The organism is Flavobacterium chungangense LMG 26729, assembly GCF_000735715.2.
In the GTDB taxonomy this organism is placed as follows: domain Bacteria; phylum Bacteroidota; class Bacteroidia; order Flavobacteriales; family Flavobacteriaceae; genus Flavobacterium; species Flavobacterium chungangense.
Genome location: NZ_JASY01000007.1, coordinates 210,206 through 224,582, shown reverse-complemented (window position 1 = coordinate 224,582; position 14,377 = coordinate 210,206). Strand labels below are relative to the sequence as shown.

At 33.7% G+C, this 14,377-nt stretch carries 15 protein-coding genes; 4 read left to right on the top strand and 11 right to left on the bottom strand.

Translation table 11 applies throughout. The features are described from left to right. Window positions 1-66 precede the first annotated feature (66 nt). From JE46_RS13655 to JE46_RS13640, 4 genes are all read left to right on the top strand, one after another. Entirely contained in the window at window positions 67-642 is a 576-nt protein-coding gene (locus tag JE46_RS13655; protein ID WP_035136587.1) for a porin family protein, read from the top strand. Between the two features lie 298 nt (window positions 643-940). Next, window positions 941-1,858, top strand: a complete 918-nt coding sequence (locus JE46_RS13650; RefSeq protein ID WP_051872885.1) for a sensor histidine kinase — start codon at window positions 941-943, stop codon at window positions 1,856-1,858. Beyond that, the gene (locus JE46_RS13645; RefSeq protein ID WP_031455850.1) at window positions 1,839-2,600 is read left to right on the top strand and encodes a LytR/AlgR family response regulator transcription factor; all 762 of its coding nucleotides are present in this window, start codon (window positions 1,839-1,841) and stop codon (window positions 2,598-2,600) included. Before JE46_RS13650 ends, JE46_RS13645 begins: the two co-directional genes overlap by 20 nt. Window positions 2,601-2,931: 331 nt before the next feature. Next, window positions 2,932-3,615, top strand: a complete 684-nt coding sequence (locus JE46_RS13640; protein ID WP_167343440.1) for a DUF4397 domain-containing protein — start codon at window positions 2,932-2,934, stop codon at window positions 3,613-3,615. A 197-nt stretch (window positions 3,616-3,812) separates the two neighbouring features. Here the strand turns inward: JE46_RS13640 and JE46_RS13635 are convergent, their stop codons facing one another. The 11 genes from JE46_RS13635 to JE46_RS13585 form a co-directional block, all read right to left on the bottom strand. Further along, complete coding sequence (locus tag JE46_RS13635) at window positions 3,813-4,655, bottom strand: DUF4249 domain-containing protein (RefSeq protein WP_031455848.1); 843 nt, start codon at window positions 4,653-4,655, stop codon at window positions 3,813-3,815. Between the two features lie 4 nt (window positions 4,656-4,659). Next, window positions 4,660-7,278: a TonB-dependent receptor gene (locus JE46_RS13630; protein ID WP_031455847.1), complete on the bottom strand. Its 2,619-nt coding sequence runs from the start codon at window positions 7,276-7,278 to the stop codon at window positions 4,660-4,662. A gap of 101 nt (window positions 7,279-7,379) precedes the next feature. Continuing rightward, the gene (locus tag JE46_RS13625) at window positions 7,380-8,222 is read right to left on the bottom strand and encodes a FecR family protein (protein ID WP_031455846.1); all 843 of its coding nucleotides are present in this window, start codon (window positions 8,220-8,222) and stop codon (window positions 7,380-7,382) included. A 6-nt stretch (window positions 8,223-8,228) separates the two neighbouring features. Beyond that, entirely contained in the window at window positions 8,229-8,444 is a 216-nt protein-coding gene (locus JE46_RS13620; RefSeq protein WP_031455845.1) for a hypothetical protein, read from the bottom strand. A 45-nt stretch (window positions 8,445-8,489) separates the two neighbouring features. After that, window positions 8,490-9,008 carry an RNA polymerase sigma factor gene (locus tag JE46_RS13615; protein ID WP_031455844.1) on the bottom strand — a complete coding sequence of 173 codons (519 nt, stop codon included), beginning with the start codon at window positions 9,006-9,008 and terminating at the stop codon, window positions 8,490-8,492. 112 nt (window positions 9,009-9,120) lie between these two features. After that, a complete protein-coding gene (locus JE46_RS13610; RefSeq protein ID WP_031455843.1) occupies window positions 9,121-10,362 on the bottom strand; it encodes a peptidoglycan-binding domain-containing protein in 1,242 nt (413 codons plus the stop codon). Between the two features lie 12 nt (window positions 10,363-10,374). After that, complete coding sequence (locus JE46_RS13605) at window positions 10,375-12,048, bottom strand: S8 family serine peptidase (protein ID WP_031455842.1); 1,674 nt, start codon at window positions 12,046-12,048, stop codon at window positions 10,375-10,377. Between the two features lie 10 nt (window positions 12,049-12,058). Continuing rightward, complete coding sequence (locus tag JE46_RS13600; RefSeq protein WP_031455841.1) at window positions 12,059-12,520, bottom strand: hypothetical protein; 462 nt, start codon at window positions 12,518-12,520, stop codon at window positions 12,059-12,061. Next, window positions 12,517-13,149, bottom strand: coding sequence for a hypothetical protein (locus tag JE46_RS13595; protein WP_031455840.1), 633 nt, complete (start codon window positions 13,147-13,149; stop codon window positions 12,517-12,519). The genes JE46_RS13600 and JE46_RS13595 overlap by 4 nt, the downstream gene beginning before the upstream one ends. A gap of 63 nt (window positions 13,150-13,212) precedes the next feature. Next, complete coding sequence (locus tag JE46_RS13590; protein ID WP_031455839.1) at window positions 13,213-13,941, bottom strand: hypothetical protein; 729 nt, start codon at window positions 13,939-13,941, stop codon at window positions 13,213-13,215. Between the two features lie 18 nt (window positions 13,942-13,959). Next, complete coding sequence (locus tag JE46_RS13585; RefSeq protein ID WP_031455838.1) at window positions 13,960-14,364, bottom strand: hypothetical protein; 405 nt, start codon at window positions 14,362-14,364, stop codon at window positions 13,960-13,962. Between the last annotated feature and the right edge of the window lie 13 nt (window positions 14,365-14,377).

The following is a 14,377-nucleotide window of genomic DNA, read 5'->3' as shown; positions in this document are numbered from 1 at the left end:
GACTTTTACGTTTGTACTATCAAATTAAAAAGGCATGTTGCCTGATAACATTTAAAATAGTAAATCATGAAAAATTTATTTTTGCTCTGCATTGTTCTGGTATCCACAAGTTCTTTTAGCCAAAGTTTTTTCGACAGGCTGCATTTTGGTCTTAAAGCTGGTGGAAATTACAGTGATTTTTACAATGCTGATTTTGACACAGAAGGTCTTCCCGGATTTCATGCCGGAGCGATTATAGCCTTTGATATTAATAAAAACTGGTCAGTACAGGAAGAGTTTTTATACTCTACACAAGGTGCAAAGTTAAAAAGCGAATTCTCTGATGACAAAGACCTGAAACTATCTTATATCTCAGTGCCAATTGTCGTAAAATATAAAACAGACTTCGGGTTATATTTTGAAGCAGGTCCTCAAGTAGGAATTTTAGCTTCTGAAGATTTTAAAGAAATAACCAATGATGATTTCGCAGAAAAAATTGATGCCGGTATGGTTGGCGGAATTGGGTATCAATTTTCGAATGGTTTAGGTATTGGGGCCAGATACTACATGGGATTGACTGATGTAAGCAAAATGAAATCAACCACTGTAAAAACTGATTTTCAAAATCATATGTCACAAGTCAGTCTTTTTTACATTTTTTAAAGCAAATTAATTTCATTTTATAGCTAAAAGACAAATAGTACCACCTGTTGCAGGCGGTATTATTTGTTAATCAAAATTATAAGAGCAGTATTGCTATTTTTTGTACTTTTCCTCCATTAGAATACAAAAACAGAATAAATCCACACTTACAACAGTAATGAATAATATCGCAAAATCTTTCTCTCCTTTAATATTGAGGGAAATTTATAAAATGAACATTTTTTTGACGGTTTTAATATCGTTGATTGCGTTATTTTTTCTGTTCATTTTTAAGAATTCGGCTATTCTCATATTGTTCATGACCTTAAAAAGCGTTTTTTACATTTTTACAGTAACATTTTCACTCTCCGCCATTTTGGAATTCTGTGCCGTAAAATTTCCAAATGATATTATTAAATTCAGGATTTGGCGTTATGGAACAAGTTTTTGTACATCCATAATACTTCAAATGTTATTATGGCCGTTTTTCGCTTACATGGCTAATATTGTCTGGAGTTTTTACGATATTGAACTTATTATGACCTTTTTAATGGAAGCTTTTTTTATTGCTTTTCTCGTACTTTTACTGCAGGATTTTGCCATTTTAAGATTAGCTAAAACACAAACTGAACTTGAAAATTCAAAATTACAGCTTCGTACTGCAGAAGCTGAGAATCTACTTCTAAAACAGCAGATACATCCACATTTTTTATTTAATTCGCTCAATACACTAAAAGCGCTATACAAAAAAGATCTCGCGCTTGGAGAGCATTATCTTATACAGCTGGCCGGTTTTCTAAGAGCTGCCGTTACACTCAATGACAGTATGGTTACAACTTTGCGGGAAGAACTGGATTTTTGTCAAAACTATCTTGAAATGCAGAAAATACGTTTTGGCGAAGCATTAGAATGGAACATCAAAATTAATGATCCCAATATGCTCAAATTCAGTGTTCCTACTTTTTCTCTTCAGCCCTTGGCAGAAAATGCTATCAAGCACAATAGGTTTACAAAACAACAGCCATTAAAAATTAAAATTGAGCAAAAAGAGCAATATATATCAGTATCTAATACAATGAACCTAAAGGAATCCGGTGAAACATCTTTAAAAAGTGGACTGGCAAATCTGGCTGAGCGCTGCTTCATCTGTTCTGGAAATGAAATTATAATCAACAATGACGGCGTTACTTTTTCTGTAAGCTTTAAAATAAATACCGATGAAAATCATAATTATTGAAGATGAATCACTGGTAGCAGAAGATCTGGCATCCAGTCTGAAAAACTGTAGTGACGAGATTGAAATCGTAGCCTTATTGGGATCTGTAAAAGAAGCAATTGTTTACTTCAGAACAAATCCGCAGCCTGATCTTATCTTTAGCGATATTCAGTTAGGAGACGGTCTGAGTTTTGAAATTATAAAAACTGTACCTCTTAATGTTCCTGTAATTTTTTGTACTGCTTTTAATGAATATGCACTTGATGCTTTTAAATCCAATGGAATCGAGTATATTCTGAAGCCTTTTAGTGCAGCCGAATTAAAAGTCGCCCTGGCTAAATTTCACAGCATGCAGCAATTAATGAGCGGTCAGATTGCTGAACAATATCAGAAAGCAATGGAGATAATTTCAAATCTAAAGCAGCCTGTTAGCACCTCTATACTGGTAAAATACAGAGATCGACTCCTTCCTTTTTCCTTAGATAAAATTGCTTTGTTTTATGTCGAAGCCGAAACAACGGTTATGCTCGCACATAATGGAAAAAGTTACACCCTGACTGAAAGCCTTGAAGATATGGAAAAGAGAACCAACCGATTTTTCTTCAGAATGAACAGACAAGTCCTTGTAAACCGTAATGCAATAGCAGATGTAACAGATTATTTTCCGAGAAAGCTAAAAATCAACCTTTCATTACCTTTTCACAAAGATATTTTTGTCAGTAGGGAAAAAAGGTCAAAGGTATTAGCATGGCTAGGAAACTGATCTTAGCAAAAGCATTCGCTTATAAATCAACTTTTGAGTTTTCCTTTAAAATAAATACTCAAACACTCAAGGAGGAGGCATAAAGCTAAAACTTAAGCAACCTCAATACTTCTAATGTATCATTTTCTTCGTTTCCTTTAATCAAAATCCTCACGTATAATTTCTATAACGGTTCACCCGCAAAATTGTCCGTTTGACTTCATTTTTTAAGCTTTATAAGAAATTGCTCTCTTACTTTCGCAGTATAATATCTTATTAAAACCAAATAAAATGATTTAAGGTAAAATATAAGCAAAAGATGAAAAACGAAGTAAAACCCAAAATTAAAATTATGAAAACAATCTTTAAAATGATTTCTGTAAAAGCCTTAGTAATAATAGCACTGCTATCTTTATCTTCTTGTGACAATAATGATATAGATCCCTTTGGTTCTGCACGTCTTAAAGTAGTTAATGCTGCTCCCAACTCAGGCTCGCAAAGATTTGTCATGGCCAATATCCCTTACATTAGTGATCTGGAATATTTAGATCATTCTGTATCTTATCATGATGTAGCTTCAGGAAACAACTTGGTAAGCCAGTTCAGAGATGAAGATGATAATAATTTGTATGCTACCGAAGAACTTGATCTGGATGATGATAAAAGATATACGGTATACCTGACCGGAGAATCAAGATCAGATTCTGAGGTAAGGCTTTATGAAGATAATATTAGTGCTCCCTCTAGTGGAAAAGCCAAAGTAAAATTTATTCATTTAAGTAGTGGAGCTCCCTCAAATATTGATTTTATTGATGGACAGGGCAACAACCTTGCTTTAAATATTACACGCTACAGTCAAAGTAATTACTCTGAGATTAATGCAGGCTCATTAAGTATTCAGGTTCGTGGAAACGGCGGAACTGAAAATCTGGCAACGCTGCAGCCTACAAATTTTGCTTCAGGAAAAGTATATACTGTTTTTATAGCTGGGTCTTCTGCATCAGGATATACAATAGAACAGATTTTACATAATTAAGGTAAAATATATTATAATACGCCCCTCTAAATTGATAATTTAGAGGGGCGTCGTTTTAAATCAAATTGTTTTTATTGTACAGATATATAAAAAACATAAGCTTTAAGAATCAAATTTAAATCGGTTTACGATAATCGGAAAGGATTAAATCTAATTGTTTAAAATATTTAATGCCAAATACAATAGAAATAAAAATCTTATTTCACCAAATAGGAAACTTTATCTGCTTCACAAAGTCTGAAGTAACCAAAAGCAAAATTATTGGAATTAGTTGTATTAATAATATTACCTCTGATATTACCGGGAGGAACAGAGAAAGGATTTCCACCATATATTTCTAAAATTAACTTCATATAATTATAAAAATTTTTAGAAATACCGCGATGTGTAATATTAACCGTATTGCCGGGTTTCATTTTATCTTCGTCCGAAAATCGTGTACTGATTTGATTACCATTAATTAATTCATCATCTGTCAACTCATATTCAGGAAAAATCAGAAATTCACTTTGATAATCAGTAAGATAATAATTGGTCTCATTTGCCGGATCTTTATAATAAAAAGTAAGCTCTATTACATCCTTACCACCAAAATCCGGAACAATTTTTTGTTCTACCTTATCAATTGGTGTTACAGAAGTCAGCTTTTCAGCAGCTGTAAAAGTCTGCCCTTCGGCTGTTACATAAAGTGTGTAATTCATATTGATAACAGGTACAAAGTTTGTACATACATAAAATCCAGGTTCGGTTTCATTAAAAGTAAATATATCACCATTACTGTTTTCAATCCTAACCTGTGCTCCCGAAACTTTTGGTGTAGTATTATTGTAATAAGGAGCTGTTTTACTGATTTTTATAGTCTGTTCATTACCTGTTGTTCCTTTTTTCCAAATAATCTCTGCATCTATAACTATTTTTGTTTCACCTGTTTCTAAATCAAGATTTACTACATCTTCACAAGATGAAAAAAACAGTACAAAAAGAAGGCTTAATAAAGCCAATGCTTTACTTTTAAAAGTATACTTTTCTATTCTTTGCATATTATTAAAATTTAAAATTATAAGAGACACCAGGTACTATTCCAAAAATGGATAGTCTTCTGGTCTCATTCGCTCCTGTATCTTCATTAGTTGCAAACGTCATTGAAGCGGCATTTTTTCTGTTGTAGATATTATAAATGCTAAATACCCAATAGCTTTGCCATCCTTTCTTTTTATCGGGTTTGGGCGTATAAGTCGCAGCCAAATCTAAGTGATGATAAAGTGGCAGCCTATTTTCATTCCTGAGTGAAAAATTAGGGATATTGATTCCTCCAAATTCATAATAGCCATTTGCATACGTTACAGGCTGACCTGACTGTAATGAAAAATTAGCATTAAAAGACCATTTTGGATTGTAGAGATAACTGCCCACAATATTCAAATTATGGAGTTTATCATATCCTGATAAATACCAATCACCGTTTGCAATTCCAGGTTCTTCGGGAGTTCTTCCGGGAGTTTTTTGCTCAGCTCTTGATAAGGTATAAGAAACCCATCCTGTGAAATCACCTGTGTTTTTTCTAAATAATAATTCCATACCGTAAGATCTGGCTTTACCATTCAAAATAACCTGTTCTATATTATTATTTGCCAGTATATCTGCCCCATCTATATAATCAATACGGTTTTGGATATTTTTATAAAATAATTCTCCTTCAAAAGAATATTCAGCATCCTTAAAATTCTTAAAATACCCTATTGCATATTGATCCAGAAGCTGTGGCTTTGTAAAAGGCCCACTCGGAGTCCAGATATTCATGGGTAATGGCGACTGCGTATTGGATAAAATATGAATATATTGTGCCATTCTGTTGTAACTTGCTTTTACTGAATTATTATCATCAAAAGCATATGATAATGCAGCACGCGGTTCTAAATTATTGAACTTACTTATTGTTTCTCCACTTTTATATGAGATACTTCCTGTTGGAGTTCCTTCTTCATAAATATTATATATCGGATTATACGCAACTGCCTGCCCATTTTCATAAGTACTAATATTCTCGCTTCCTAAACGGTAAAACATACTATAACGAAGTCCGTAACGAAGATTCAGCTTCTCTGTAATCTGATGTTCGAAATCAAGGTAAGCAGACGATTCTAAAGCATATTTTTTATCCAGCTGTTTGTAATTGAATTGCGAATCTGAGCTTGTTGGCTGTACTGTCCCCGGGTTAAAATCAAAATATTGACCGTCTATTCCGTAGTTAAGTTTTAGTTTTTCAGATATAGTTTGACTCCAGTTATACTTTAACCCATAGCTTTTTATGGTATTGTCCCACTCAAAATTTTCTGTTGAAATACCCAAATTAAATTTATAATCAGTGTAAAAAACAGATAAATTGGTATTTAATTTATCCGAAAAATTATGCTTCCAGCTTAAGATACCCATAGTATTTCCATAAGTACTGGCAAAACGGTCGCTTATATCAAAAACATCATTTCCAAAATATACTGAAAAAGCAAGCGTGTTGTTAGCACCCAGACGATAATTTAATTTAGCATTAATATCATAAAACATAGCCGAATTATTATTATCTGCCAACTTTAAAAATAAATGAGCGTAAGAGGTACGCGCTGCAACAACAAAGGAACTTGTTTCTTTTTTGATAGGGCCTTGTACTAACAAACGACTCGATATCAATCCAATTCCTCCATTTACTTTATAATCTGTAAAATCTCCGGTTAGCTGACTCACATCAAGAACTGAAGAAACCCTTCCTCCAAACTTAGAAGGAATCCCTCCTTTGTATAAATCCAGTCCGTTGACCACATCTGCATTAAAAATTGAGAAAAAGCCAAACATATGAGAGTCACCATACACCGGAGCTCCGTCTAAAAGAGTCAAATTCTGGTCAGCAGCACCTCCACGAACATTAAAACCTGAAGAAAGCTCCCCTGCATTTGTAACTCCCGGCAATGTCAATATTGATTTTAAGGGATCTGGTTCTCCCATGGCTGATGGTATTTTTTTGATCTCTTCCATCGTAAGCTTATTAACACTCATCTGAGTATTTCTCACATCAACTGCTTTGTTGTTGGTAATAATTACCTGTTCCAGCTGCTGACTATCGGCATCCATAACAAAGTTTATTCTTTCATCATCAGAAATTGTTATTAGCTTTTCTCCATTTTTAAAACCAACATAACTAACGATAATTGTATAAGTCCCTTTATTCAATTCTATTGAAAACTTTCCGTCTGCGTCAGTCGTACCCCCTCTTTCCAGTTCTTTGATAAAAATATTGGCGCCAATAACAGGCTCTTTGTTCTCATCTAAAACCTGACCGGTTAGCTTGTTTTTTTTTTTTGCTGTAGCAGCTTTAGCACTTTTTTGCTTTACGAAAATATTATTTCCAGCGATAGAAAACTGAATCAAAGTATTCTTATTCAGTTCATTGACAAGTGCTTTTATTTCGATATTTTTATAAGTGCTTTTTTGATTAAAATACTTTTGATTTGTATTTATCTGATCCGTAAAAGCAAATTTAAAATCCGTTTGGTTCTCAATTTGCGTAAACACTTCTTTTAATGTCATATTTTGATCTACAGTTACCGTTACATTTTGAGAGAACATAGACAGACTGAATAAAAAAAAGCATGCTGAAATTATATGCTTCATGAAATTTTGTATTTTTGAATTATTATTAAATGGGATAGTTCTATACTATCCTGACTATGAGGAGGATGTTTAGTTTCGCGGCTAGTGCATCCTTTTCTTTTCTATCGAAAAGTAATGTGTTTTAAATTTTCATTTATTTCAAAGTTTAGGTTATACATTTCTGCTATTAATTGAACAATTGTTTTTAAATCTTCTTTTTTATTGATTCGTACTGTAATTCTCTGATTATCATATTCCTGCGGAATAGTCATTTTGTAACCATAGTTCTCCATTATATAATTACTGACAGCACTCAGTTTTTCATTTTCAAAATCCGTAAATCTGTTAAATTCGGCTACCTCAGCAATATTGTTTCCATACATAAATTTTTCTCCCGATTTAAGGATCCACTTTTTATTCTGGTTTTTTACATTCATTTGTACACTTCCTTCATAAAGAGCAACGGTCACTCCTTTTTGTACATTTCCCTGAACCGTAAAACTAGTCCCTAACACAGTGGTTGTAGTTTCATTGCAAAAAACCTGAAAAGGATGTCTTTTATCTTTTTTAACTTTAAAATAAGCTTCTCCCTCAACTATAATCTTTCTGTTTGTTTCAAAATTATTGGCATAAACAATTTTAGAATCCGGGCTCAGTTCTACCCTTGAACTATCCGGCAAGGCTACCGTTTTTATTATTGAAGTATTATTTTCAATTGTATTTGAAGTAAGGTAAAAAGCATCCTGTAAAGGGCTTCTGTTAAAATAAATACCTGTTACTGTCAACATAAAAATGATAACCGCTGCCGCTGCTGCATAACGCCAAATTTTAAACTTTGGTCTTTTAGCATCAAAGGTTTTAGACTGGAATTCTTCCCACGAAGCTTCTTTTTCACTGTCTGAATGCAAAAGAGGGGTTTCATTCCATAATTTTTCAAATTCCTTGTCCAGTTTTTCTTTATCCATGACCTTTTACGGGTTAAGTTTTTTACAATAAAATCCTTGTTTAGAAAAAACACCATACACCATTTCCTGAATCTCTCTGTTGGTTTCGATCCTAAGAATTCTTTCGCGGTTTTTGAAATCAAAATTGATAATACAATCAGAAATGATGAATTGTAAAAGGGCTACAAGCAGACCTGCGTCTTTCTTTGTTCTGACATTCGTTTTATACGCTTCAATATGCATTTTTGTTCTCGTTTTTATATATAACAAACGAGAACAAAAAAGTTCCTAATGGTTTTCGACTTTTTTTCGAATAAATTTACTGGCGAGATAAATATGATTGGCAATTGTCTTTTCAGAAAGGTCTGTAATTGCTGCAATCTCCTTATAACTAAGATTTTCCAGTTTATGTAGCGTAAATATTTTTTGCTGCTGTTCCGGAAGCTGATTAATGAAAATTTGTAGTTTTTCCTGTCTTTCTTCAAAAATTCCGGTATCAGTATCCTCTTGTTCAACTTCGAGTTGCAAAGGGTCAAGCTGAATTATTTTATTTTCACGGTTAACATGATTGATGATAATGTTTTTGCAGATAGTGAACAATTGTTTATCAAACAATACATCTTCATTAAGTAACTCCCTTTTATTATACAACCTCAAAAAAGTTTCCTGAACAAAATCCTGGGGAGTAAGAACTGTAAAATTAAAACGTTTGGCAATGTTTATCAGTTTGTCGTAATACTTTAGATAAGCCTCCTTAAAAGCAGCTTCATTACCTTTTTTTAAACTAACTATAAACTTTTTGTTCATCTGGTAAAGATAATAACTAGTCTTAAAAAGTCAAATATTCCTATAATTTTAAATCAAAATATTTAAAAAGCCTTCCTAAAAAGCAAAAAACCCGAAGTGATCGGGTTTTTGTTTAAAAATTAACTCTGGTAGACAATCTCCTTGCTCCTGTTGAGTTGGGATGAATTTCATCTCGCCAGTACTGGGATGAATTTAAGAGTCCGCGATAATCTATGATTCGGCTTTGAAAACGATAACCCTGATGGGTAAAGTTATTTTTGATTTGCCTCAATAACGAATAAAACTTATCCAATAACCGAATAATGATATAGGCTCTCAAAATTTCGTCAGTAATACCCAAATGATCAAAAACCGGTTTAATCCAGGGGCCTAAAGGCAAATCAATCCCTATAATTGAAGGTCTCACACCAAGTTTGTATAAAGGGTAATCATAAGTATGCATATAAAATATTGTATTGGGAGTAGCATGTGCGTTAACAATACTTCCAAAACCAAGATAATTTTGCTTAATTGTATTAAAAATTAAACCCAGATTGACTGAATTAAAAAGTGCACTATCAAAAGTAGCTGTATTTAAATATCTTTTATATAAAATACATTTTTGATACAAAACATCTCCGGAAGGAAGGTTTTTAAGTTCACTCAATTTTGCCTGATCAGTAAAGAAATTCGAATTAAAAGAAGTAACTCCGGCATTTAATATTCGGCCCAACTGTGGAAAAACATCATTTCCGCCACCACTAAAATAAATCCGGTCAATTCGGTAACCACTAACATATTGTACAAAATGAGTTCTGTCAGCATACATCTGCGAAGTTGTTTCTCCAAATTTTGCCAAATGCAGACAATTTAGATTAAGTCTTTGATTTTGGTCAGTAATCGTGTCGTATAAGTCAAGAATTCTTGGTACAGGGTAATCCAGCCAGGAATCTCCTTCAAAAATCACATTTAGTGTATCGGCATTTCCGGCATTTCTCCTAAATAAAAACGAATTGGTCAAAAACGGCTGATGCAACGACTCATCTTCTCCTTCTGCCAGCGATATGCCTGACAGGCTCAACTGCTTCAATGCATTATAAGTCTCATCATTTGGATTAATCAAACCGGTAACTACAATTTTATAGTTGGTCTGAAAATTCAAAATTGAAATAACAGTATTGTCCATTAAACTGTTTGTAATACTTCCGCTATTGGTTATGGGATATCCTAATATTTTGAGATAATCCTGAATTAGCGAAACATCTGACGGATTGTTTACCCCATTCAATCCAACACTGTTATTTATGACACCTTGTGTTACTACAACAGGCAGATTAGAATTTATAACCGGGGTATTTGAAATTAAATTTTCCATGGTATTTCAGGTTTACGTTATTCTGTTTGGATTGATGTAACCATGTCCGGCTCTAAAAATCTCTAATTTATTATCTTTGAAAGAGGCAGTATCACAGGCGCTAAAAAGTTTTTTTCGTATTGAAATAATATCCAGGTTAGGTTCTTTCTCCAGAATTTTCATTACCAAAGAAGCAACATAGGGTGCTGCCATACTGCTCCCGCTTTTAGAAGTAAGCTTATTTGACGCTCTGTTTTCTCTGCTCGAAGAGGAGCAGGATGATTTTATCTTAAACCCGGGGGCGACAAGTTCTGGCTTCATTCGCCCATCAGCGGTTGGTCCGGAACTGCTAAAAGACAGGATCGGTTTTGCATCATCATTCTGATTGTAGGCTCCTACAACAATACTGTATTTTGAATTACAGATCGAGTTTGTTGTATGCGTTTTATTTACAATAGCTGGTAAAAAGATAGATTGTCCGCCATCATCGCGCTCGATGTAGCAATGGTAGCGACCGTTGTTGACAGTCCTGCCTATTAATTCAATCGTCCAGAATTTAGAATTCAGTTTTCCATTAACGAGAATATTGATTTGATTTTTGCCGGTATTAGGTTCTTTGCATCTGTGCAGACAAATTCCAACCTCATCATCATCTTTTACAATTAATTCATCTTTAAAAGGTGTTGACGAAAGCAATATTTTTTGATTGTCATCATAAATATTGACACTTAAAATATCATCACCGTCGTACCAGATTTCCATTTCGTTGGGTGTACGATCATGCTTTTTGAACATCCACGGAATTTTAACTTTCTGATTCAATTTAATATCACCATAAGTATGCGCATTCGCCTGATGATAATTTCCAGTACTTTGTACAATCGCTGTTCCTTTTCTGTGCGTCACGATATAGTCGATGACCTGTTCAAACAGGGTTAGTCCAAAATGATGATCGCCATGACCTCCCAGACTCATATTTATTACAAGCGGCCGTTCACCGGCTTGTTTTGTAATAAAATATAAACCATCGCAGCCTTTTACAGAATCGCCCAAAGACAAATTAGATCCGTTTACATAATTGGTCCCCATATCTACCGCTATAATCGAGGCATTTGGCGCAAAGCTTTTGGGTGCAACGGCACCATTTCCACAGGCAATTCCGAGTACATGCGTACCATGAGTTCCATTACCAAATAAATCGGATTTTCCCGGATGATAACCAAGTTTCTTAAAAGGAAACTCATCTAATAATGCTTCATTAATCTGTGCCTGACTAATTATCCTTCCATATCCAAATTCATTGCCATCATATCTGTCAGACTGCACCCAAATTTTTTCAAAGCGTGTTTTACCGTTATTAATAAAATCGGGATGGCTAAAATCGAAACCAAAATCAATAATTCCAAAAACCACATTCGAGACAGTATCGCTTAAAACCTCATTTTTTTTATCTAAAACCCTGGTTTCAGGATTAGGCTCAACATCGTCATTTGCAGGAATCACACTTGGTGCTTTCAGACTTTTTACTTTTTTACTGTTGTAAATAGAACATAAATAACGACGTTGCGTTTGGATGCTTACAATTTCTCCAAATTCTGAAATAATTTTACAATGATCAGGATAGTCTTTTTCTTTTTCCAAACGCATTAACAACGATAGTTCTTCGTCAGGATTACCATATAATATAACTTTGAGTCTTGGATCCATTGGTTTGTTTTTAAGGTTGCAGATTAATTTGGTCTAACTTATATTTTATCTCATACAATTCAGAATTGAGATACGTGAAATAGAGATTTTCTTCGACCAAAGAGAAGAAAACTACATTTATTTCGTTTTCCTGAGTAATGAAATTGTTGATTTCGCTAATATATTGGGTATTTTTAAGATCAATTTTTTTTAATCCTGAAATAAAATCCTGATCGATTTGCTGCAGTTTCAAAAAATTAGTATCAGCTGCTATTTTACTAACCAGTTCGATTGTTTTATCAATTGAAAAAACCTTTTTTGGGATTAGCTCTTTAAACAATAATTTTTTTTCTTCCTCGGCTTTTTTTGAAAATTTCAGATTACTGGAAAACAAACCGGGACGAATACAATTGATTTTTTTCAGAATTTCAGTGGTCGTTTTCTCAATTCTGTCTAACACAACGGTTTCAGGGTGATCAACTGCCGTTTTCATTTCTGATTATTTTTAGGAAGCCCTTTTTGGTCTTTTGTAGCTCCAGAAGTATCAGGAGTCTGATTTACTTTAGAAATTTCCTCCAGTTTCTTTTTGATTTCCAGAATTGATTCATTTATTACTATATGGTTCTTTTCTAAAAACGTAATTTTTGTGTCTAATTTTTCTGCAATCATCTTATTAAATTCTGCTTTGTTGGCTTCTAAACCTTTAGTAATCTCATCTTTTAAAATTTGATTACTATTTGAAATTTCATTTTTTACCGCTTCTAATGTTACAACTTCTGTCTGTGTTGCCGGGGTTCCGGTTGGAGTTTCGGTAGAAGTTCCTGACGGATTTGCAGGCGTGCCTGTACCCGTTGCAGGGTTTGTCCCCGGAGTAGTACCTGGTACTGGTGTAGCAGGATTAGTGCCGGTACCAGGAGTTTTTGTTACAGTAGCTGGCGTACTAAACTTCTCTCCTTCTATTTTAGCTTTGTTATCGATAATTAAATAGCTCATCAATGGATTTTCAGAAACCATACCTGTTAACAAGGCTGTATTCGTTATTTCCTGATTACCGGGAACATTATAAAATGCTGCCCTGCTGTTTGCTATTATGTAATTGACTAATATATTAAATGGATTCATTTTTTTATTTTTAAGTGTTAATAGAATAAAAGGGCAATTGGGTGTCAATTGCCCTTTTTACATTTATTTATTCATCATCATCATCATGACAAGAGGCATCATCGTATTATTGTTATTGCCGCTAGTACCCTGATTTTGCTGAGACATAATCATTACCATTGGTAACATCATGTTCATATTGTCTGATTTTCCGGAACCAGAATCTCCCATAGTTGTCATCATTGGTAAAAGCATAGACATTGTCTGATCAACATAAATAGCACTTGTATCTTTTTTTTCAGCTATATGTTTTGAAACTACATCCCCTTCTTTATCCAGAACTTCAATAATCTCTAAATTTTCAGGTTTAAGTTTTGGCTGATTCAATAAAGCCCCCATCATGCTCATCATTTGCATGTTCTTTAAAACCTTGGTTTGATTTTCACCTTTACGGGCATCCAACTTTGCAAGTTCTGTATGTTTTTGATCTAATGCAACCAATGTTTTATTTGTTGCCAAAGAGGTTTTCTTCAATTCGTTTACCTGGCTTGAAATCGCGTCTAATGATTTCTTTAACTCGCTTTTGGTAGCATAATCATTTGCTCTTCCGCTTAGTGCTTTTCCAAAATTAGATCTTTGCTTTACGGCTGAACTCACATTTGGTCTTATTCCTTTTATTGAAGGTCTTCTGCGTTTGGCAGCTTCATCATAACTTTCGTCATAGCTTTCTAATAAATCTTCGCCTAAAAGGTCTTCGTTGAAATAATCTTCATTTAATAAATCTTCATCTAAATAACTTTCGAAATAATTCATAATTTTAAATATTAATGGTTAATTTTTATTGAAATAATGTTTGTTATATTTTTGGATGGCAGGCTGAATATATTTGTTGAACAGAATAAAATCAGGAGTGCTGTAACCCGGTTTTCCAATTCCAAAACATTCCGGGCAATCGTCATTTTCGCCGAAACATTCAGAACAGGCTCCAATGGCTTTTGCCAAATCATCGTTCTGATTTAACTCAAATTCCAGCTGAAATTTCAATCCCTCGATTATCGTAAAAAGTTTCTGATTGATTTTTTTAAGTTTCTTGATTCTTTCTTCAAGTTCCAAATCAACTTTTGGCGGTTCTGTTTGCTCTTCCGGTTCTTTTTTTTCCATCAGGGGCTGCATAAGCTCAAAATATTTAGCCATCTCGGGATTATGTTCTTTCAAATATTCTATATAAGCATCCATTTGTATAACTTTT